This window comes from Kitasatospora sp. NBC_01287 (assembly GCF_026340565.1).
Classification (GTDB): domain Bacteria; phylum Actinomycetota; class Actinomycetes; order Streptomycetales; family Streptomycetaceae; genus Kitasatospora.
Window position 1 is genome coordinate 1861568 of the sequence record NZ_JAPEPB010000001.1, and the last position, 20358, is coordinate 1881925.

General features: G+C 69.1%; 20 protein-coding genes and 3 pseudogenes. 2 read left to right on the forward strand and 21 right to left on the reverse strand.

Features of this window, described 5'->3' with window-relative positions; all coding sequences use genetic code 11:
• Positions 1-55: 55 nt before the first annotated feature.
• From OG455_RS07660 to OG455_RS42215, 4 genes are all read right to left on the reverse strand, one after another.
• Positions 56-2017 (reverse strand): glycoside hydrolase domain-containing protein, encoded by a 1962-nt coding sequence (locus OG455_RS07660; RefSeq protein WP_266291506.1) that lies wholly within the window; start codon positions 2015-2017, stop codon positions 56-58.
• A gap of 250 nt (positions 2018-2267) precedes the next feature.
• On the reverse strand, positions 2268-3701 hold the full coding sequence (locus OG455_RS07665; RefSeq protein WP_266291507.1) for a CHAP domain-containing protein: 1434 nt from the start codon (positions 3699-3701) through the stop codon (positions 2268-2270).
• A gap of 73 nt (positions 3702-3774) precedes the next feature.
• A complete protein-coding gene (locus tag OG455_RS07670) occupies positions 3775-4107 on the reverse strand; it encodes a hypothetical protein (RefSeq protein WP_266291508.1) in 333 nt (110 codons plus the stop codon).
• Between the two features lie 803 nt (positions 4108-4910).
• The gene (locus tag OG455_RS42215) at positions 4911-5192 is read right to left on the reverse strand and encodes a hypothetical protein (protein ID WP_353963034.1); all 282 of its coding nucleotides are present in this window, start codon (positions 5190-5192) and stop codon (positions 4911-4913) included.
• A gap of 3 nt (positions 5193-5195) precedes the next feature.
• Between OG455_RS42215 and OG455_RS07675 the strand changes: the two are divergent.
• Positions 5196-5352 (forward strand): annotated as a pseudogene (locus OG455_RS07675) (IS630 family transposase); the annotation flags it as partial.
• Between the two features lie 112 nt (positions 5353-5464).
• On the opposite strand, the pseudogene OG455_RS07680 reads toward OG455_RS07675, so the two are convergent.
• From OG455_RS07680 to OG455_RS07705, 6 genes and pseudogenes are all read right to left on the reverse strand, one after another.
• Positions 5465-6914, reverse strand: a pseudogene (locus OG455_RS07680) (NF041680 family putative transposase).
• Positions 6915-6976: 62 nt separating this feature from the next.
• Positions 6977-8229, reverse strand: a protein-coding gene (locus OG455_RS07685; protein ID WP_266291509.1) for an IS3 family transposase whose coding sequence is annotated in 2 segments (ribosomal slippage) — positions 6977-7950 and positions 7950-8229 — 1254 coding nt in all. Because the reading frame shifts where the segments join, the coding sequence is not laid out codon by codon here.
• 756 nt (positions 8230-8985) lie between these two features.
• Positions 8986-9792, reverse strand: coding sequence for a peptidyl-tRNA hydrolase (locus OG455_RS07690; protein ID WP_266291510.1), 807 nt, complete (start codon positions 9790-9792; stop codon positions 8986-8988).
• 9 nt (positions 9793-9801) lie between these two features.
• On the reverse strand, positions 9802-10182 hold the full coding sequence (locus tag OG455_RS07695) for a hypothetical protein (RefSeq protein ID WP_266291511.1): 381 nt from the start codon (positions 10180-10182) through the stop codon (positions 9802-9804).
• A 361-nt stretch (positions 10183-10543) separates the two neighbouring features.
• A pseudogene (locus OG455_RS07700) lies at positions 10544-10976 on the reverse strand (helix-turn-helix domain-containing protein).
• 66 nt (positions 10977-11042) lie between these two features.
• Complete coding sequence (locus tag OG455_RS07705) at positions 11043-11963, reverse strand: hypothetical protein (protein WP_266291512.1); 921 nt, start codon at positions 11961-11963, stop codon at positions 11043-11045.
• Positions 11964-12065: 102 nt separating this feature from the next.
• Between OG455_RS07705 and OG455_RS07710 the strand changes: the two genes are divergently transcribed.
• Positions 12066-12401 carry a YbjQ family protein gene (locus OG455_RS07710; RefSeq protein WP_266291513.1) on the forward strand — a complete coding sequence of 112 codons (336 nt, stop codon included), beginning with the start codon at positions 12066-12068 and terminating at the stop codon, positions 12399-12401.
• A gap of 23 nt (positions 12402-12424) precedes the next feature.
• On the opposite strand, the gene OG455_RS07715 is transcribed toward OG455_RS07710, so the two are convergent.
• The 11 genes from OG455_RS07715 to OG455_RS07770 all read right to left on the reverse strand — a co-directional run bounded on the left by OG455_RS07715 (position 12425) and on the right by OG455_RS07770 (position 20230).
• Positions 12425-13123 (reverse strand): aminoglycoside phosphotransferase, encoded by a 699-nt coding sequence (locus OG455_RS07715; RefSeq protein WP_266291514.1) that lies wholly within the window; start codon positions 13121-13123, stop codon positions 12425-12427.
• A 175-nt stretch (positions 13124-13298) separates the two neighbouring features.
• Entirely contained in the window at positions 13299-13775 is a 477-nt protein-coding gene (locus OG455_RS07720) for a hypothetical protein (protein WP_266291515.1), read from the reverse strand.
• A gap of 130 nt (positions 13776-13905) precedes the next feature.
• Positions 13906-14079, reverse strand: coding sequence for a hypothetical protein (locus OG455_RS07725; RefSeq protein WP_266291516.1), 174 nt, complete (start codon positions 14077-14079; stop codon positions 13906-13908).
• On the reverse strand, positions 14079-14264 hold the full coding sequence (locus OG455_RS07730; protein ID WP_266291517.1) for a hypothetical protein: 186 nt from the start codon (positions 14262-14264) through the stop codon (positions 14079-14081). Before OG455_RS07730 ends, OG455_RS07725 begins: the two co-directional genes overlap by 1 nt.
• A gap of 100 nt (positions 14265-14364) precedes the next feature.
• Positions 14365-15213, reverse strand: a complete 849-nt coding sequence (locus OG455_RS07735) for a helix-turn-helix transcriptional regulator (RefSeq protein WP_266291518.1) — start codon at positions 15211-15213, stop codon at positions 14365-14367.
• A 21-nt stretch (positions 15214-15234) separates the two neighbouring features.
• Positions 15235-15759, reverse strand: a complete 525-nt coding sequence (locus OG455_RS07740; RefSeq protein ID WP_266291520.1) for a DUF6879 family protein — start codon at positions 15757-15759, stop codon at positions 15235-15237.
• 468 nt (positions 15760-16227) lie between these two features.
• Positions 16228-16575, reverse strand: a complete 348-nt coding sequence (locus OG455_RS07750) for a hypothetical protein (protein WP_266291522.1) — start codon at positions 16573-16575, stop codon at positions 16228-16230.
• A 643-nt stretch (positions 16576-17218) separates the two neighbouring features.
• Complete coding sequence (locus tag OG455_RS07755; RefSeq protein WP_266291524.1) at positions 17219-17698, reverse strand: hypothetical protein; 480 nt, start codon at positions 17696-17698, stop codon at positions 17219-17221.
• Positions 17699-17852: 154 nt separating this feature from the next.
• Entirely contained in the window at positions 17853-18740 is an 888-nt protein-coding gene (locus OG455_RS07760) for a P22 phage major capsid protein family protein (protein ID WP_266291526.1), read from the reverse strand.
• A 96-nt stretch (positions 18741-18836) separates the two neighbouring features.
• The gene (locus tag OG455_RS07765) at positions 18837-19211 is read right to left on the reverse strand and encodes a helix-turn-helix transcriptional regulator (protein WP_266291528.1); all 375 of its coding nucleotides are present in this window, start codon (positions 19209-19211) and stop codon (positions 18837-18839) included.
• A 188-nt stretch (positions 19212-19399) separates the two neighbouring features.
• Positions 19400-20230: an HNH endonuclease gene (locus OG455_RS07770; RefSeq protein WP_266291530.1), complete on the reverse strand. Its 831-nt coding sequence runs from the start codon at positions 20228-20230 to the stop codon at positions 19400-19402.
• Positions 20231-20358: the final 128 nt, after the last annotated feature.

The window sequence follows — 20358 nt, forward strand, 5'->3', positions numbered from 1 at the left end:
GCGTTTGCGAGGATACGTTGGCAAGGCTGTGACTCCGGAGGTCGATGGGTCGGGGCTATTCGCCGAAGCCTGCGGCGGAGATGGAGCTGATGTGGCCGTTGCCGTCCAGCAGCGCGACGCCGGTCCAGGTGCCGTTGGTGTTGCGCTGGTTGTCGTACACCTTGCCGGCCGCCAGAGTCTGCACGTGCATGGTGCCGTCCGCCAGTCCGGCAGCCGAGACGCCGGTGATGTGGCCGTTGCCGTCCAGCAGCGCGACGCCGGCCCACGTGCCGTTGGTGTTGCGCTGGTTGTCGTACACCTGGCCGGCCGCCAAGGTCTGCACGTGCATGGTGCCGTCCGCCAACCCGGCGGCGGAGATCGCGCTGACCTGCCCACCACCGTCCAGCAGCGCCGCACCGGTCCACGTGCCGTCAGGGTTGCGCTGGTCGTCGTACACCTTGCCGGCCGCCAAGGTCTGCACGTGCAGCGTCCCGTCGGTCAGACCCGCGGCGGAGATCGCGCTGACCTGCCCACCACCGTCCAGCAGCGCCGCACCGGTCCACGTGCCGTCAGGGTTGCGCTGGTCGTCGTACACCTTGCCGGCCGCCAAGGTCTGCACGTGCATGGTGCCGTCCGCCAACCCGGCGGCGGAGATCGCGCTGACCTGCCCACCACCGTCCAGCAGCGCCGCACCGGTCCACGTGCCGTCAGGGTTGCGCTGGTCGTCATACACCTTGCCACCGGCCAGCGTGTCGACGTGGAACGTACCGTCGGTCAGCGCCGCGGTCGCGATCTGGGTGATCTGACCGTTGCCGTCCAACAGCGACACCCCACCCCAACTACCATCCGCGTTACGCTGGTTGTCGTACACATCGCCGTTCACCAACGTATCCACCCGCATGATCGCCGGTAACTGCACGGCAGAACCCGACGCGACGTCCAGGTAGTCGGTGTCGACGCTGATCGTGACGCCGCCGTAGTTCTGGGTGACGTTGCCCCGGTACTGGTGGATGCGTTGATGGTTGGACCAGAGCGAGGAGGCGATCGCCGGCTCGTTGGTGTCCGCGTTGCCGTTCCAGTTCGCGTCCCAGATCACGTCCGGCATGGTGTAGTTACTCGCGTTGTTGGCCAGGTCGACGATGCCGGAGGAGGCACTGGAGTAGGCACCGGAGCGGTAGCCGCGGGCGTGCAGCTCGGTCGTCCAGGCCGACAGGTAGCTCAGCACCGCGCCGCGGTAGCCGGAGCTGTACTGCTCCATGTCGTCGTAGATCGTCGAGCCGGGGCCGAAGCCGAGCGCGGCGGCCTGGTTGATCGCGTCGTCTGCCGACGCGGTCCCCTGACCCGCGGGGTCGGTGATGGCGCTGGCCTGGGTACCCACGTAGGTGGGGATGAAGTGCCAGCCCGCCGCGGCCTGCTGTTGAACCCAACCGGCCGTCAGCGCGGGCTGGGAGCAGCTTCGGCCGCCGCCGATGTAGATTCCCACTGCGCGGTACGGCGACGACCCCAGCCACGCACTCATGGCACTCGAGTTTGGGGCCGTGCAGGTGTCGAAGCCGTAGCCGGTATAGTCGGTGCTGGAGTTGGCTGCTACGGCCGTGAGGTCGGGGGCCACCGGAGCGGCGGCAACCCGGCTGTGACTCGCAGTGGTGGTCGGCTGGGCCAGTCCGGCCTGCCGCAGGATGTCCTGCACCAGGGTGCGATCACCGGCGTAGGTCGCGGTAACGGCGAGCCGGGGTGCGACGGCGTCGAGCTCGTCGGCGGGGCTGTTGTCCGTGGTGACGACGGTGGTGCCGGCGTCACTCCGGGGCGCGACGAGCAGGGCCTCGGTGCGGCCGGAGAGGTGGCTCGGACAGTCCTGAGTCGTGCTCGGGGTGCCGAGGTAGACGGTGTGCTGGTCGAAGCGCACACAGCGGGACGGATCGTGTGCCAGGTCGACGACCTGCCAGTCACCCGGAACCTGGAAGTGGTAGCCGAGGTAGGACACCGCCTTGGTCTCGCCGCTCGGGGCGGCGTGGGCCACTCCGGCGACGGAGGCCATCGTCGCGAGAGTGGCGCCGAAGGTCAGAACTGCTTTCCATGGATTGAGCCTTGGCCGATTCGACAAGGTCCGGTCTCCTTCTGCACAGTCGTCGGATCAGGTGCTTCGAACATTGAGTGGCCGCCGAATGTCAGGCGGTACAACGGAGCCGGCGGGCGGCCGAGGTGACCGGACCGCCCTCCGGCTCCGGGATGCCGACCGGCCTCGGCCTCAAGCCGGGCCGCCAGCGGCGGGATTCAACTGGTCGGGGCTATTCGCCGAAGCCTGCGGCGGAGATGGAGCTGATGTGGCCGTTGCCGTCCAGCAGCGCGACGCCGGTCCAGGTGCCGTTGGTGTTGCGCTGGTTGTCGTACACCTTGCCGGCCGCCAGGGTCTGCACGTGCATGGTGCCGTCCGCCAGTCCGGCAGCCGAGACGCCGGTGATGTGGCCGTTGCCGTCCAGCAGCGCCGCACCGGTCCACGTGCCGTTGGTGTTGCGCTGGTTGTCGTACACCTGGCCGGCCGCCAGGGTCTGCACGTGCATGGTGCCGTCCGCCAACCCGGCGGCGGAGATCGCGCTGACCTGCCCACCACCGTCCAGCAGCGCCGCACCGGTCCACGTGCCGTCAGGGTTGCGCTGGTCGTCGTACACCTTGCCGGCCGCCAAGGTCTGCACGTGCAGCGTCCCGTCGGTCAGACCCGCGGCGGAGATCGCGCTGACCTGCCCACCACCGTCCAGCAGCGCCGCACCGGTCCACGTGCCGTCGGTGTTGCGCTGGTTGTCGTACACCTTGCCGGCCGCCAAGGTCTGCACGTGCATGGTGCCGTCCGCCAACCCGGCGGCGGAGATCGCGCTGACCTGCCCACCACCGTCCAGCAGCGCCGCACCGGTCCACGTGCCGTCAGGGTTGCGCTGGTCGTCATACACCTTGCCACCGGCCAGCGTGTCGACGTGGAACGTACCGTCGGTCAGCGCCGCGGTCGCGATCTGGGTGATCTGACCGTTGCCGTCCAACAGCGACACCCCACCCCAACTACCATCCGCGTTACGCTGGTTGTCGTACACATCGCCGTTCACCAACGTATCCACCCGCATGATCGCCGGTAACTGCACGCCGACCGGCTTGGCGTACCCCTGGAGGTCAACGGCATACCCGTGACTGGTCCACTCGTCAGCACCGACCGTGCCGGGCATGTTCGTGTCCGGCGACACGATGCCATCCTGGTTTCCGCCGATCCAGTCGATCGTGCCATTGGCGTGCACGGCGGTGACGATGGCGACGTGGTCAAAGTTCGTACCGCTGAAGGAGTTCGGGTGGAAGAACACCGCGTCGCCGACCTGCGGAGTGGCGGACAGGCCGCCGTCATAGTCGTTGGCGTAGTCTCGGAAGCTGTTGGCCAGGTCGTTGAGGACACCCAGGTTCTGCACGCCATTCTGGGCCCAGACCCACCCGGCGAAGTCGGCGCACCAGGCTTGGGCCTCTTTTCCGCCGCTGCCGCAGGAGGAGTTCTGACCGCTGCCCGGGGCGTAGTAGCCAGCGCCGCCGTTGCCGCAGGGGCCGCTGCCCAGCTGCCCGGAAGCCGTGTTCACGATGCCGCTCACTCCGGAGGCGTGGGCCGTGCCGGCGGAGAGCAGGCTGAGAGTTGCCGCAGCCAGTGCGGTCGCGGTGCCAACCGCGCTGAAACGCTTGACCTTCTTTGACACGTGAGCTCCTTGACGAGGAATCGTGAGGATTACGGTGAGATGAGGACTTGTACGGGCCCGGTCCGCGGGTCAGTCAGGCAGCAGCCACCCGCACGGACTGGGAGAGGGCCGCAAGCTGACTGCCGTCAGCCCCGAGGAGGTAGAAGTACGACTGCAGGCCCTGCGGCTGTGACCCGGCCGACACCGAGATCCGGTAGTGGACCGTCAGCGAGCCACCGGCCGGAATGCTGAACGGCGTCTTTCCGTTGGCACCGACAGGAGCTGAGCCAACGTCAGATGCTGGTGCGGACACCCAGCGACCGGTTCCCGGGTCAAGGCGCTCGACGGCGGTCGTGACCGCGCTCCCGGTCAGCTGGAACAGCGGCGATACCGATGGCACCGCGCTTCCGGTGTCGTCAGTGAGCACGACGGAGAACTCGACGGGGCCGGCTCCAATGACCAAGGTGGCCGGCAGCTCGGCGAGTCGGACCTCAACCTGGCCAGGACGTGCCGCCCCGGCGGACGTTGAGGGTCCGGTCGAGACAGAAGCTGTCGGTACGGCAGACGCCGCAGGGATGTGGCTCTGAGGCGTGCCGGAAGCCGCCGGGGGTGACCCAACCGCTGCACCCGGGGGCACTTGGGCTGCCGCAGCAAGCCGCTGTGGCGCAGCGCTGCTGGTGACCCCGAGCTCGTCCGTGGTTCCAGGTGCCACGGACGACTTCGGCACGGCCGAGACGCTTGGCAGCTCCACCGCGGCACGGTGGCGCCCTGACGCGTGACCGCACCCGGACGCCGCGAGTGCGACGGCAGCCACGACCACAGCGAGCGCGATGACGGCAGGTCGGCGTGGGGCACTGGGCATGGCGATATCTCCTCGGGTTCCCTTGGCGATGTGCGCGCTCGACCGACCAAGCAGTGAATTGACGGCATGACGAAGAACGCCATGGGTGTCACGCGACGCGGTGGCATGGGAAATGCCCCTGCCTCAACGGCCGGGATCAGCCTGGATCGGATTCCGGACGGACCGTCAGGAGACTTAGCAGGTGAGCCGATCCGCTTCTCTCATCGTTGCTTTCGACGAGCAACGGATGTCATCTTTGCCGCCACTCGAACAGAGTGTCAACCATAAAGTGAAGACCGCAGGCCCGCCTGATGGGATAAGAATGCCCATCAAGACTGATAATTTAGGACATATGTCACCGGCCTGACGCCCGAGACCCTGCCGATCTTTCACTTCGTTGAATATCTGGGACCGTCAGGCGAAGTTGCGCCGGATTGCCGGACATGTCGGCAACAGCTGAAATCGGGCTCTTCTGACTGATGTGCGGGGTATGTTGGAGGAAGTTGGCGTCCCGGCGGTGTCGGGCGTTCGCCCCCAAGGGTGAGCATGACGAGGGTGATGACCGCGTCGGCGGTGCGGAAGCCCAAACCGCGGCGGATGATCAGTCTCGTCTTGGTTTTGATGGACTCGATCAGCCCGTTCGACAGCCTCTCGACCGAGGCGTTGACGATGGCCTCGCGGTGGCGGCAGACCCGGCATGCCCGAGCGCCGCACCCACGACTACCTGCGCACGGTCTCACCACCCTCTTCGCCGCCTTCGACGTCACCACCGGCGAAGTCATCAGCTCCCTGCACTGCCGGCACCGCGCGGCGGAGTTCAAGAAGCTCCTCGTCAAGACCGACCGGCAGGTCCCCGACGGCCTCGATATCCGGACGAGTGCCTATCCGGCTCAGCGCTCATCTTTCAGACCGCTGCTGCTCTCAGCTGCCGTAAGCTTGATTTTTAAGCTGCGGCTGCGATCTTGGTGAGGTGGCCTTCGAGCGTGGGTTCGCGTTTGATGGTCTTCCCGACGTCGTAACGGGGCGTCTGCCTGCGATTCTTCGTGCCAGGTGGGCGGCCGGGGCCTGGGTGTGCCGGTTGTGGCACGGCTGCGGGGCAGGGCGTCTTCGCGCGGATGTTGCGGAACCCGCGCCGGACCCGGGCGAGCGTGAGCCTGTTCGGCGGCGCGGGCTTCTCCCAGGGCCGGCGCAGGTCTTCGGCGAGGGGCCGGGCGAGGCGGAGCTGGGTGTGCGCGACGATGATCAGCCAGGTCCAGAGGTCTGCGGTGTCGGGGCGGCGGATCTTCGGGGTCGTCCATCCGAGTGTCTGCTTGACCGGCCTGAAGGTGTGTTCAAGGTCGAATCTGCGCAGGAACGTGCGCCGGATCCGGTCCAGGTGTTCCGCGTCGATGCCAACGGCGGAGGACCACAGCCATAGCGGTCTCGCGACCCTGTCCCCGGGCAGGTGGTCGACCTTGAGACGGATCAACGTGCCGCGGATCAACGGGATTTCACCCTCGTGGTCCAGCCACGGGCCGCGCTTTTGCAGCCGCTGGTGCATCCGGTCCCACGCGCGGGCCTCGGCCTTCCCGTAGCGGGTGGTGTCCGTGCTGGTGGTGACCTCAGGATCGTGCCAGCTGTCGGGCTTGGCGAAGGTGAAGACGCCGCCGTGCCGGCGCGGACGCCCACCCTTGGGGCCGGAGCGGGCCTCACCCGGGTCGCGGAGCATGACCCGGTCCGAGCGCAGCCGGCCGATCACCTCGACCGGCAGGTCCGCGAGCACGTAGGCCAGGCGGGTCACGTCGTAGCCGGCGTCCATCACGATGAGGATGTCCGGATCGCCCCGGCGCCAATGGCCTGCCGCGATGATGCGGTCGACGACCTCGCGCAGTTGGGCCGCGGTGACGGCGGTCGCGTCGTCGGCGGGTCCCAGCCGGACCGCGTCCAGCAGCCCGACCCAGGACGTGCGCCCGGAACTCCAGGGCCGCGACGAAGGAGTACGGCCAGCCGGGGACGAACTGGTCCGCGCTCCGGCCGCGGCCGTAGACGTGGCAGAACAGGCGCTCGTCGCTGGTCGGAGCGTCGGGGCGGAGCCAGTTGGAGACGTCCACCGCCAGGCCGATGCGCCCGTCCGCGAGCCGTGGCAGCGGGAGACCGGCCAGGGTGCGACGCAGCCGCGTCGGCTCCAGCCAGCCCCGGTCCAGCGCCTGGTACATCGCACCGTGCCCGCGCCGGTGCTCAAGGGCGAGCGACAACTCGACCAGCGTCTTCACCGGCCCGTCCGCGCACAGCACCGCGTCCGTCAGCTCGAAGAGCACGTCGGCACGGGTGTACAGACAGTCGTAGAACTCAACCCGAAAGCGGGACAACACACCCAACGCCTCGCCTACGGGCGGGCCGAGAGGGAAACTCATACCTGCGTTCCGCGTAATTCAGCGGCCTGGAGGATTGAACCGCCCCGGGTTCGGTGGAGAGCTCAGATGGTGATTGTGACCAGGGGTTTTGCGGTTGCCAGGTAGTAGTTGGCTTCGTACTCGATGGGCGGGATGTGGCCTATCTCTCCGTGGAGTCTGCGGTGGTTGTACCAGTCGACCCACTCGGCGGTGGCCAGCTCGACGTGGGAGAGGGTCCTCCAGGGTCGCTGGGGCTTGATGACCTCGGTCTTGTAGAGGCCGATCGTGGACTCCATGAGCGCGTTGTCGTAGGCGTCGCCGACAGAGCCGATCGAGGCCGCGATCTGGGCCTTGTCGAGGTGTTCGGCGAGCTTGAACGACGTATATTGCGAACCCGCGTCCGAGTGGTGCACGAGTTCCTTCGGCGCGGGCGGGCGGCCCTCACGGTCGCGCTGCCACAGGCCCATGTCCAGTGCGTCGAGGACGAGTTGGGTTTCTTTGGACGTCGAAGCTGACCAGCCGACGATGCGGCGGGAGAAGGTGTCCACGACGAAGGCGACGTAGACGACTCCGGCCCAGGTGGCGATGTGCGTGAAGTCGGCGACCCAGCAGCGGTTCGGCGCGGTGGCGACGAACTTGCGGTCCACCAGGTCCGGGGCACGCTCGGCGCCCGGGTCGGCGACGGTGGTGACCACCTTCTTGCCGCGCACCGCGCCGGCGATGCCGAGCTCGCGCATCAGTCGCTCGACGGTGCATCGGGCCACCGCGTGGCCCTGCCGGGCCAGCTCGCGCCAGACCTTCCGGGCCCCGTACACGCGGTAGTTGGCGTGGTAGACCTCCTGGATTAGCTCCTTGAGTTCCTTGTCGCGCACGGTGCGGGCGGATGGCGAGGCCACACGCTTCTTGTGGGCGTAGTAGGTGGAGGGGGCGATGCTGCAGCCGTGCTCGGTGAGTACGAGGCAGATCGGCTCGACGCCGCCGAAGCGGTCCCGGTGCTCGTCGACGAACGCTACGAGCGAAGGTGTGGCCGGTCGAGCTCGGCCGCGAAGAAACTCGCCGCGGCCTTGAGGATGTCGTTGGCGCGCTTGAGTTCGGCGATCTCCTTCTTCATCGCTTTGATCTGCGCGGACTCCTCCGTGGTCGTCCCCGGACGCTGCCCGGAGTCAACCTGGTCCCGGCGCACCCAGTTGCGCAGCGTCTCGGCGGAGCCGATGCCCAGCTTCTCCGCGACGGCCCGCAATGCGGCCGACTCGTTCGGGTGGTCACCGAGGACCTCGGCGACCATGCGCACCGCACGACGGCGCAGCTCAGGCGGGTAGGAGGAAGGACGTGCCATGACTCGAATCCTTACACGAAATCGAGTCCCCACCGAACCCGGGGCGGTTCAACCAGAGTCTTCACCGGTCCGTCGGCGCAGAGCATGGCATCGGTCAGCTCGAACAGTGCGTCCGCCCGGGCAGTGAGGCATCATAAAAGCCCGCACGAAATCGGACATCAAGCTCAGTGCCCCGGCACGCTCGGCACTCTCCAGCACACTCATCCTCAGTTTGTCATCGTGCCTTGCGGCCGAGCACATGATCACGCGGACATCCTCCAGCTGTCCTGCGAACACGAAAACCCTTGGTCAGCCATGGGGCCGACCACAGGCAGAGGTTAAAGAACAAGCTAAGACACGCTCGCGGTATCCGCGGGCGATGGACGATGTCTGTCATTGGCCCGGACCGCGACATCACGGCCGGACCGGACTTCGACCTCGGTCCGATGGATGCCTTCGCGGTGGCCCATCCCAATGAACCCTGGCGCTAACTGATCGCTGTCGACGACAAAGTGGCGGTCCTGCCTTGGAAGAATGCGATTCTTGTCAGCCGGCGTGGCGCCGTGCGTGTGGCCGGTCGGTCCACGTGCACGGCGCCACACCTGTGGGCCACGATCTGCGGTCTCGCGCCCCTACCCATCCCAGTGGCAACGGCGGCTGGTTTCGCACCGCTGCGGGGACACCTACCCGTCTTGCCAGGTAGAGGGAGCGCTATGCGACTGCCGGGAACGCGCTCCTCACCCACCACGCTGCCGCGTTGGGGTCAGCGCGATGCGTTCACGGGCGTCGCAGGCGCGGGGTGGGGCAGTAGCGCGTGCCTCCTTCCACCGCGACAGTCAGCCCGGGGGAGATCTCGGTGAAGCCCGCGTCGCGCACCAGCGGCAGCCCGCCGCTGGTCAGCTCGCTCCAGCGGGCCGGGTCGGCGGTGCGCACCGCCAGCGCGAAGCCGCTCCGGGCCCACTCCTCGCGCTGCGCCCGGTCGAGCTGCCACCAGGCCAGCTGGGCCGCGTGGCCGGTCTGCGCCATCGTCTTGCCGGCGCTCATCTCCAGCTCGGGGTTGATCCAGAGCACCGGCACGCCCTCGGCGGGAGCGGCGAGGCCGGCGCCCTCGGGATCGCTCAGCTCGGTGCCGGAGACCTGGGGGTTCGGGTGGGGTGCGTCTTGGGGATCGTCGGTCAACTCAAGCCCTGCCACCTGGAGCTTGGCCAGCTCCTTCGGCCAGCCGTCCAGCGGCACCGGCGGGTACACCCGCACCTCGGCCTGCTTCCCGATCACGGTGATGCCGGGCAGCTCGGCCGCCTTGCGCCACTCGCCGCCCCGGGCCCGCCGGACCACCTTCCGAATCCGGGCGTCCTCCCACGCATGCACCAGCTCGGCCCACTCGCCGTCCTCGGCGGTCACTCGCGGATCGGCGAGCAGCGTGAGCACAGCACGTGCCGACGTCTCCAGCGCATCGGTCCGCCTCGGCGGGTCGGTCTTCTCCAGGTGCAGCACCAAGGGCAGCACGAACTGCGGGTTGGCATCGCGGTCCGCGGGTGCGTCGGCGGGGCTGGGGGCGTCGAAGGGCTCGGATGATGAGGTCACCGGGACAGGCTACCGGCGGGCTTCGTGCGGCCCAGGGGCAGCGTGGAGCCCCGCCCGCGCGCCACTGGGGAAGCGCGCAGGCACCTCGGGGTCGTCCGACTCGTAGGCGCACGGCTCGTCCGGGCCGTGGTCGTGAAGGGGGGCCGGGTAGCAGACGGCCACCGTCCCGGGGACGGCCAGCCGACGGAGCGCGGTGACGGCCAGGCGCATCCCCACCCCCTTGCCGCGCCGCTCGTCGGCGACGTGGACCGCCTCCAGCAGCGGCAGAAGCGTCGGCTTCATCTCGGCCAGCGCGGGTACCAGGCCGCCATCCTCGGTGAAGATCACGCGCGGGATGCGGTCGAGAAACCCGAGGTCCACGCGCAGCACCGCGCCGGGGGTCCGGGTCACACCGCAGATTAGGCAGAGAGCCACGCACCTCAGGTCAGCGCGCATTTCAGGCCCGCCAAAGGGGGGTCCCCGATCGCACAACCGATCCGAGGCGCATTCACGTCCCGGTCAGTGAATCGACCCACTGGGGAGTCACCCCTCCAGGGTCTGACTGAACATCAACGACCTCGGCCACCCGTCCGGCGGCCGCGTCATGCTCTTGCTGCGCGGTGCTGGTGGGCGTGCGGTCACGCCCCGTCGTGGTCGAGGTACTCATGCGCGCTGCCTCCGCTGCGTCGCGTCTGCGACTGGGACGCCGTCGGCAGGAAGGTAGAGAAGACCGGACAGCGGCCGCCACGAACTCGCAGCAGCTTGCAGCCTTTCACCCGAGGGCGTCTATCGCTGCTGCGATCAGAGGCCGAGCAGCTCCCCCGTATACCGCCTGCTTGGACAGTTCCGTGAACGCCTTGAGGTAGTCGGCGATCTCCCTCGGGGCCGTCACCGTTACTGCTGCTGATAGGAGTTCGACGTTGACGCGCTGGTCATCGAAGATCGTGAACGTTGCGATTCGCCGCGACAAGGTCGATGGCCTGTTCTTCGGCTCCGCATGCTTTGCACCAGGCGCGAATATCAGCATCGGACGGAGCCGTGTTCCCGCTGGCGATCCGCGAGGACCTGGACTCACTCCAGCCGCACAGTGAAGCCGGTTCACGGCCAGTCAGGCCGACCTCACGCTGAAGCTCGCTCAGCCGCACGGCCAGGGCGGCCCGTACGGCCCGTGCGGCTTGAGCACTTGATGATGGAGAGGAGGACACGCGGCAATGACCCGCTGGACCCGGATCAGATCTCGTAAGCGACTCACGGGCCAACTGGAGCGCCCCCTACCGCCGGTACCCCCGCCCCGTCTCGCGCTCCTCCGCCTCCTCGTAGCCGAGGAACCAGCCCTCCGGGTGGGTGGCGGCGAGCAGGGCGTCCAGTCGGACCTCGCTGTCCTCCTCCGCCTCCTGGCCGGCCATGTCGTAGACGCCGAGCAGCTCGTCGGCGCAGCCTTCCCAGTCGTAGTCGTAGAGGTCGGCGGGCAGGTCGCCCATCAGGTCGGCCACCGCCTGGGGCTGGGCGCCGAGCAGGGCGCGGGCGTCGGCGAGGGCCAGGCGCAGGGCCAACTCCTCGCCGGGGCAGCGCGGCAGCGGCCACTCGCCGAGGCCGAGGTCCTCGGCCAGGTCGTCGAAGGCGCGGGCCATGGCGCGGCGCCAGGACCGGTGCATGTGCCAGCTGCGCTGGGGCAGGCGGGCGAAGATCGCCCAGTCCTGGTCGTCCTCGTCGGTGACCGGTTCGTCGCCGTGCTCGTCCAGGTCGTCGTAGGCGGCGTCGGCGAGCGCGAGCAGCTGGGTGTGCAGCAGGCAGGCGGTGCGCGGGGTGAGGGTCCAGTCGCCCGCCTCGCCGTCCTCGCCGTCCAGCGGGAAGAGGTCGGCGAAATCGGGGGCGAAGTCCTCGGTGGTGCTGATCTCCAGGGTGCCGCCCATCGCCTCGATGCCGGGCAGCGCGCCGATCAACCGGTCCGGGTGCAGCAGGGCGCCGAGCGCGGCGTGCGGGTCCTCGGCGACCTCGCGCAGCAGCTCCGAGCGCTGGGCCGCGGGGTCGATCCCGGCGAACTCCAGCTCCTCGACGGCAGCCAGTGCCGCGGCCCGTAGCGCCGGCCAGTCGGTCACCCGGATCCCGAGCACCACGGTCGCCTCGACCTCCAGTGCCCCCGGATTGTCCGTCGCGCCTGGTCCCTGCGGATGATCACGTCGCTCGCCCATGCGCCTACGGTACGGCTTTTCGCGGCGCCGCTCACCGGTGCGGCCCCAGGTTTTCGGGCGCGGTTGCCGGACTCGGCGCCGGTGGGCGCGCAGGATGGGGGGATGAGCAACCTTGATGAGTACGGTGGCGGCCCCGGAGCGAACGCGGACGTCCTGGTGGTGACCACCAACGACGCGCCCGGGTACCGGGTGGACCGGGTGATCGGGGAGGTGTTCGGGCTGACCGTGCGCAGTCGGCACCTCGGCACGCAGATCGGCGCCTCGTTCAAGTCGATGCTGGGCGGCGAGCTGCGCGGGCTGACCAAGACGCTGGTGGAGAGCCGCAACCAGGCGATGGAGCGGCTGGTCGAGCAGGCCAAGGCGCGGGGCGCGAACGCGGTGCTGATGATGCGCTTCGACGTCACCGAGGCCGCCGGAACACCTGTGCATCTTATCTGAGCTGCGGAAACGCGGCCTGTCTCTCACCCACGCAGGTGGAAAGCCCGCGCCCACCGCTCCGCCGCCTCCGTGAGCCGCACGCGCTGCGGCAACGGGTCCTCAGCAGTACGGCTTGCCCAGAACGCGTGGATGGTCCGGGCGAAGATCCCCAGCCGCTCCGGGTCCGCGTCGCGGTAGGCCGGGACGTGCCGGGCCACCTCGTGAGCCTGCTCCGGCGGGTGCCCCGCTGCGATCAGCCGGGGCACCCACAAGGCCGCGTCCGTCCACTCCGGCCCCGGGCAGGACAGGGCCCAGTCGATCAGCCGGACACCGGAGCCGGTCACCAGGAGATTGAACTCCCCCGCATCGGTGTGAGCGAGCGTGCGCCCGTCCAGGGCCCCCTCACCGCCAGGGGGCACGAACCGGGCCAGGCGGTCACTCAGCGGCTTCTTACTGACCTCGACGGGCCAGGGGTGCCCCGACACGATCGAGAGCGCGTAGGCAAGCGGGCGCAGGTCCGGCGAGTCGGGGGCGAAGCTGGGGTGCCTTCCCGCGAGCGCGCCGTACCCGTAGAGCAGCCAGCCCCCGCCCTCGGCCTGCCAGAGCAACGGCGGGGCCAGCGGAGCTGCGGCGGTCACCCGCGCCTCGTGCCGGTAGACCCACGCCGTAGGACTGTCCGCCGGGGTGGCCTTCACGAAGACGGGACCGGTTCGGGTGTCCAACATGCTGGCGAAAGCGGACATGACCCCCATCTCCGCGCTCCGCGCGCCGAGTACCTGACCCGTGTGGTTCTGCACCGCCTCCCGCGCTTCTTCGGGGAGTCCGGCCCAGTCGGTTCGTTGCGACGACACTGATGATCCTTTGCCTGAACAGGGAAGGCCGGTGCCCCGCTACGGGGCACCGGCCGGGCTTGCTAGGTCAGCCCCTCTTGCCCGTGAACGGGCTGTCGGAGCAGTTGGCGTGGCACTGCGAGCAGTCCGCCAACTCGATCTCCGGCCAGAAGTCCGGTTCGAGCAGGAACCCCAACTCCGCGATGGCGTCGATGGCGCGGGCCCGCAGCACCTTGCCTCCGCCGTGCTCCTCCGGGTCCAGGTAGCCCGGCTTGTGGTGCACCATCTTGCCGAACGAGGACGTACACCACGTCATGTAAGCCTCGGTGTTGAGCACGAACGCGTGCCAGTAGTCATCCACCTCCGGCGACGGGCTCAGCGGCCGGTCGCTGGTGGCACAGGCGGTCAGGAACGCCGCCATCTGACCAACTCCCAGTTCCGCACGCTCCTCGGTCACCGCCGGGTGCTGCGCCCGCATCGTGGTGATGATCAGGGCGCGGACCTCCGGGCGGATGAGGGTGCGCGGGTCCGTGCCCGCCGACACAGGCTTGATGGTTTCGCTCATGGTGCGTACCTCCGTGCGTCGAAGTGATTGGCGCTTGCAACCCGCCTGTCACATCCCCAGAGATGACAGGGCGGGGGCTTGGAACCCGTGACAGGCCGGACGACCCTTTCCACGGCCCGGCACGGGAGTCTCAGATGCGGTGGCGGTGCCGGGCCATGCCCTCACGCAGCCGCCGCATGGTGTCCGACTCGGCGGCAGGCTCCAACGCTCCGGGGCCGGAGGGGAACTCCGGGTCGCTGGACTGCTCGTCGGCCTCGGGCTCGCAGTAGGGCGAGTCGGCCGGCAGCTGAGGCTGACCGCCCATCACGCCGCCCCCTTTGCCACTCGGTGCCTGGGGCACTCACAGTGCTTCACGTAGGCGTGCCCCGGGCCCAGGTTCGCGGTCAGGCGTTCCACAGCCGTCGGGTCGTAGTCGTCCAGGGGGTTGCCGGAGCTCGGCTTGGTGCGCTGCTCCGCGCGGTACTGGGCCATCGTCCTCGGGCTGCTCATGCTCACTACCTCCGGTGCAATCCCGTCTGCAATCCCGTTAGCAGGAAGGTAGGGACTGGGCAGACCGACCCGCGAGCAAGTTGCACGACCTTGCACGGATTCACCCGAGGGCGGCTATCGCCGACGTGATGAGCGCACGCGCCTGGGCACCGTAGACAGCCATCCGAGACAGCTCTTGGAACGCCCGTGCATAGGTGGCAACCTCGCCGGGCGTCGTGATGACCACGCGCGCGGATAGCAGCTCCACCTGTACCCGGGCGTCATCAAAAATGGAGAACGTCTCCATGGGCCACAGCTCCCGGCGGCCAGCGTGCGGCACCACTCCGAGCGACACGTTCGGCAGAGCGATCACGGCCAGCAGGTGACCGAGCTGCCCGGCCATGCCGTCCGAGTCGGCCATCTGGTGATGCAACACGCCCTGCTCGACCAGCAGGGCGAACCGGTGATTGCCCTCGCGGAGGACGTGAGATCGCGCCACACGAGCCGCTACGGCTTCTGGCACGTCGTTTGGGATGCCCCGGAACTCAGTGATCGCCTCCAGCAATCCCGTTGCGTAGGCAGGGGTTTGAAGCAGTCCAGGCACCACCGTGGAGCAGTAGACCCGCATGAGGCGCGTCCGCTCGTAGAGCGGCACCACCTCTTCCTGCGCACGGCGCATGCCGCTGCTGTGGAGCCGCTTCCACTCGGTATACATCGAGTCGGCCGACCGGGACGCGGCGATAAGGTCAGGCGCTCGCTCCGGCACGCCGCACACCTCGCACCACACCCGGATATCGGCGTCGGAGGGCGTGGTGCGTGCGTTCTCGATCCGAGAGGACTTGGACGGGTGCCACCCACAGCGCTGGGCCAGCTCAAGGCCGGACAGTTCAGCGTCCCTGCGGATGGCTCCCAAGGCATCGGCGATGGCTTTCCGGGCCTCTTGAGCACTGGAGAGCGGAGAGGCGGGCATGGTCAGGCTTGTCCTGGCCCCTCAGACCTTGTAGTCGGCGTGAGGCGTCGCCAGGTCCCAGACAGCTGCGAACGCCGACGCGCACAGCGCCGCAACGGCAGGGGCCTCGGTGTACTCCGGGTCAGCGCTGGCCCCGTCGCCCGTGAAGTGGTTGAACCGCACGATCCGGCTGTCGAACAGCCAGAAGTCATTGCCGGGCAGTGTGAGCGGCGACGCCAATCGGCGCGGCAGCCAGCGAACCTCCTCTCCCGCGCCGACCACCACCGACGTTCCAGCGTGCTCGTATCGGATGTACTCGGAGACGGGCTCCGAGACGATCCGCGCGCGGCGGACGACCACCCCTCGGCCGGTCGTCTCGCGGATCAACTCCACCCACGTCCGCCAGTGGTCCGACGTGGGGTCAACGTTGCGCGTGCCCGTCTCCCTCCACGTCCGCAGAGCCTCCGTCTCCCGCGCGATCCCGTAGCTGTCGTGCAGCTCAAGATGAACTGCGGACGTCTTCGCCACCCTCATCAAGTCGGCGACGGTGGGCACGCTCTGCGACATCACAAGCCTTTCGGATCATCGGCACCATGCGGAACGGAACACGGAAGATGCCCTCACCCTCGGGGCACCCGGACGAGTGGCCGGGGATCTGGGTCTCAGAGCATGTGGCGACGGTCTCGGCGTCGGCCACGTACGACTGAAACACCAGGTCTTCGGCTTCCTCGTCCACCCACACGGTAGGGCTCTGGTCCGTGTCCGTGTTGGGATCAATGCCGATGAACGTTAGCTTCATGGTCCCCACCCCTGTCGAGTCAGTTGCACTGGCATGCACGACACTCACCCTTCGGAGCGATGTGCGTCAAGGGTGCCGATGGATACTCAGCCTCTGGCGTAGCCCTCGCAGCCTGACGCCCCGCCAGAGTCACGCAGCGTCCGCCGCCGGCCGAGCAGAGGGTAACCAACCCAGAACGCACGAAAAGCCCCGGCTGCCCAGTTCGTCGGGCGGCCGGGGCCGGTGTGCTCGGGCGGTCAGATGCGGTTGCCCCAGCGGTGGGCAGCGAGGCTGCGGGCGGCGTTGGAGCTGCCTGCGGGGGGCTCGTCGCCGGGGAGGCGGACGCGGGCGATCAGGCGGCCCGCTTCGGCGCGGAGCTGTCGGGCCTCGGCGATCAGGGGGTGGGCGACCATGACGCCGTGGCGGGTGCCTCCGGCGATCAGGCGGCCGTCCGCGCGGACCTGTTCGTCGCAGTGGGCGGCGTCGCGTAGGTGGTGCTCGGCGAGGCGGAGCGCGGCGTCCTCCTGGGGGTCCAACTCGATCTCCAGGGCGGCGAGTCCGGCCCGCAGGTCGGTGATGATCTCGTGCAGGGGAACCCCTTTCACTACTATCAGCGGCTGACTGTAACGCTGTGCGCATGAGGGTTGGTCTGTGCCTGTGCGCATCGGTGCTGGGCTGCTATGACGCCCCGGAGGGGAGAGAGGCGAAGAGGGGAGTCACCCCCCGGGGTGCCGCGACCGACGTCATGCACCGACGAGCGCCGAAACCTCGCGTTCGATCACGTCTCGCGCGCTTCGATTCGGCGAACGCCGACGCCAACTCGACCTTTCACAAGGCTCGTTCGGCTTCGCGATGCACTTGGTGCTGCGATCGGCCGTACGACTTTGAGCGTCGGTCGCGCATCGGCACGCGCGGCCTCATCAGCGGAAGCGAATTGATGGACAGCATGTCCACCAACCGCCTGTCCCGTCGTGGCCACCCCATAAAGGCCCCCGTGCGCCCGCCTCGTGGCCTAGCGGGGCAGCTCGAAGGGGGCACTCCGGCGGGCCCCTGAGCGGCTGCCACGCGGGGGTCACAGCCTCCAGCCTTTGACCCTGACGGGGAGGGACAGCCTGTCCCTTTCGAAGCCCCTCGCACACGCGCCCCAGCAGGATTTCGAACCACAGCCTGTGCCTCTAATTGCGGGTACTGCCTGTACCCGCTATTCCTCTGGCAGGGTCACTGCGGAATTTTCCGCAGTTGGCAGGCTCACCATGCCTGGCGGAGCAGCCGTTCGGCGATGGCTTGGTGGTCGGGCTTGGCGGGGGCTGTGGGGTCGAGTCCGCCCCGGCCGAACAGCGGACGCGGGGTGGCGGCCTCGGCCAGGTTGCGGCACAGCGCGTCCAGGTCCACGAAGGGGGCTGCGGCGCGGGCCGCGTCGGCGGCGAACGGCGGCAGCGAGTACCCGGCGATGACCTGTTCCGCTTCGGCTCGGCGGGCGTCCTCGGCGGCCTGGCCGCGCAGCTCGTCGGCTTCGATGGCCGCACCGTTGTGTTCCTCGCGGATGTGGGTCAACTCGGCTTCCAGGTCGGCGATTCGGGCGTCTCGTGGGTCGGGCTCGGGCTCCGGCCGGCCGGAGGGCTCAGCGTCGGGTGCGGGTGGCGGCGCGGCGTCAGCGGGCGTGGGGGTGTCGGGGTGGGCGACGCCCCCAGGGATGGCCTCGGCGGGGGTGGGGTGGTCAGTGGGCACGGGCCTCTCCGGTCTTCGAGCAGGGGCAATCGGCTGTCAGAAATGACACCCGGTCGCCCCTGGATCTGTGGTGCGGGGGGCCTCGTCCATTTCTGGACAAGGTCCGGGCGCTGGGACCTTGGGCGGTTCTGGACAAGGTCCCAGCCCGGTGGGGTCACGCCTTGGGCGGGGTGACCGTGAAGGCGATGGCGCGGGCCGGGTCGATGGTGGCCACACCGCACAGGGTGTCCACGATGGACACCTCGGACTTCACGGACGGGTCGAAGTCCATGGTCACGCGAAGCGCGTAGCCGTTGTCCGTGGCGGAGACGGAGCGGGCTCCGCCCTGGACCTCGGAGGGGGCGCGCACAGCGAGGGCGTAGGCGGTCTTGTGGAAGGCCACCGCGCCGTCCAGGTACGGGGAGACGACCACGCGGAAGCCGAACAGCTCGCCCATGGTCGCGTTGCGCAGCGCGCGGGGGTCGCCCGCCTCGTTGACCTTCTGGAGCTGTTCGACGTCCAGCAGGATGTTCTGCACGTCCGGGCCGATGGCCAGGAAGCGATCGGCGGCGGGGATCTCGCGGCGGGTGAAGTCGGCGGCAGCGGCGGTGAGCATCTTCACGACGTGACCGGCCTCGCCGTACTTGGCGTCCGCCTTGATCACCCGGGCTCCGGTGGTCTTGCTCGCGGCGTTGAGCAGCGCTGCGGCGGCCTTCTCGACGTAGGTCGAGACGGCGTCCATCTGCGGCTTGAGGACCTGCTCCCCGAAGCTCTCGATGCTGAGGGTCATGTCCTTGGTGGTGAACGCTGCGGCGTCGGTGGGCTCGTCGGTGAGCTTCACCAGCACGTGGCCTTCCTCCACCTTGGTGTAGACGGTGGTGCCGTTGAAGTTCTGCGCGATGCGGCGCTTGGGGGTCCGCACTCGCACCACGTCGCCCCGCCCACCGGTGAACGCTGCCTCGGCGTCGCGCATCACGCACTCGCCGAGTACGGAGTTGGAGCGCATCAGGGCCAGGCTCACGCCGACCACGTCGTTGATCTCGAAGGTGTTGTTGCTGGGCATCGTGGCGCCTTTCCTAGAGGCCCCGCCACGGCGGCGGGAACGGAGAAGCCCCGGCCATCTGCGTCACGGGGCTGGGGAGTTCGGGTGTCGGGGTGGTCAGCCGGCCGAAGCTGCGGGAAGCCCGTCGAACAGGTCGGCGGCGGTCGGCGGGCGGTAGCCGTCGGGGGCGCGGAACAGCCGCGCGTCACCGCTCATGAAGTACTGGTCCCCCGCGCGACGCAGGCGCAGCAGGGTGGAGAGGAACATGAACTCGGCGTCCGGGTTGGCCTCCCACGCTTCGTGGTTGACCACGTCGCGGTAGGTCAGTCCGAGCGCGTTGCACCACGTGAGGTAGTGGGCGGGGGTCGGGGTCTTGTCCTCGGCCTCCCAGGCGTAGACGGTGGCGACGTGGACGCCGACGCGGTCGGCGACCTCGGCTACGGACAGGTCCAGGGCCTTGCGGCGGGCGGAGAGTGAGAAGGGGTGGATCACGGCTGGGGGTCCTTCATTCGGTCGGGTGACGGGGTTCATGATCACCAGGGGGTTCGGGGTGAAACGGCACGCTGGCAGGCTCGTCTGCCCCGAATCTGGTGATCATGGTCCGGGGTCGGGAGACGGCTCGGGCCGCTGCGGCAAGGGGCTCGGCGGGGTCGGGGCGGGGTGCGGCCCCCTCCCTGGACTCAGAGGGTCGGGGGGTTTGCGCACGTCACGACATCCCCCCGAATCTGAGGTGGGGTCAGGCGTTCGCGGGGTGAGATCCACTCGGTCAGCAGCATGTCGCCCTTGTCGGTGTTGCAGTCCCGGCAGGCCCAGCGGAGATTGGCGATCTCCGTGCGCCCGCCGCGCGCCACCGGCACGACGTGGTCCAGGACTTCGCCCGGCGTGGCCAGTGCGGGCGGGCAGTACGCGCAGCGGTCGCCGTGGCGCTCGGACACCTTCCGGCGGATCGACTCTCGGCGGTCCTTGAGGCGGCGGCGCTGCTCGGCCTGGCAGGCTTGGCAGACGCCGTCCGGGAACTGCATCACCTCCTTGCGGAAGCGGCAGCGTCGGCATGGGCGGGGCTTCTCGCCTTGATCTCTACCGGCCTGCCGGGCCTTGCGGCGGGCGTGCTCGGCCGCGCGGGAGCACTTCTCGGAGCAGTAGCGCCTGCGGGGGTCCGCCAGCGCGTCCACGACGCCCGTGCACCGGGGGTTGTGGCATGGCCGGGGGCCCTGTGCGGTGCGCTCCAGTAGTTCGGCGCGGCGGGCGTCCTCACGGCGGCGCGCCCTGCGGTCGGCCGCGCACCGTTCGCAGTAGGTGACCTGCCCGGCGAGGGCGGGCCGCCTGCCCGACGGCTCGCCGCACTCACCGCACAGCGCGGGGTCCGCAAGCTCTCTCAGCGCCGCGCGCTGGGACTCCTGTGCCAGGGCGAACGCCCTGCGGCAGCGGTCGTCCGCACAGACCGCCTGCGGGCCGTCCCGGGCCCGGGGCCGCACCCCGCACACCCGGCACCGAGCCGTGATGGTCTCCATGTCCGGCACTCCTCCCCCCGACGAAACGCGGTGATCATGAACAGGTGCAGGCGCAACCGCCCCTCTCGCCTGCGGGCGAATCCCGAGGCAAAAGCAAGAGACCCCGGCACACGGCCGGGGTCTCTCAC

Coding starts and splice junctions, on each gene's coding strand:
- OG455_RS07660 (WP_266291506.1), bottom strand. CDS start 2,017: ATGGCCTCCGTCGCCGGAGTGGCCCACGCCGCCCCGAGCGGCGAGACC.
- OG455_RS07705 (WP_266291512.1), bottom strand. CDS start 11,963: ATGGGCGAGCGACGTGATCATCCGCAGGGACCAGGCGCGACGGACAAT.
- OG455_RS07710 (WP_266291513.1), top strand. CDS start 12,066: ATGAGCAACCTTGATGAGTACGGTGGCGGCCCCGGAGCGAACGCGGAC.
- OG455_RS07715 (WP_266291514.1), bottom strand. CDS start 13,123: ATGTCCGCTTTCGCCAGCATGTTGGACACCCGAACCGGTCCCGTCTTC.
- OG455_RS07720 (WP_266291515.1), bottom strand. CDS start 13,775: ATGAGCGAAACCATCAAGCCTGTGTCGGCGGGCACGGACCCGCGCACC.
- OG455_RS07725 (WP_266291516.1), bottom strand. CDS start 14,079: ATGGGCGGTCAGCCTCAGCTGCCGGCCGACTCGCCCTACTGCGAGCCC.
- OG455_RS07730 (WP_266291517.1), bottom strand. CDS start 14,264: ATGAGCAGCCCGAGGACGATGGCCCAGTACCGCGCGGAGCAGCGCACC.
- OG455_RS07735 (WP_266291518.1), bottom strand. CDS start 15,213: ATGCCCGCCTCTCCGCTCTCCAGTGCTCAAGAGGCCCGGAAAGCCATC.
- OG455_RS07740 (WP_266291520.1), bottom strand. CDS start 15,759: ATGTCGCAGAGCGTGCCCACCGTCGCCGACTTGATGAGGGTGGCGAAG.
- OG455_RS07760 (WP_266291526.1), bottom strand. CDS start 18,740: ATGCCCAGCAACAACACCTTCGAGATCAACGACGTGGTCGGCGTGAGC.
- OG455_RS07770 (WP_266291530.1), bottom strand. CDS start 20,230: ATGGAGACCATCACGGCTCGGTGCCGGGTGTGCGGGGTGCGGCCCCGG.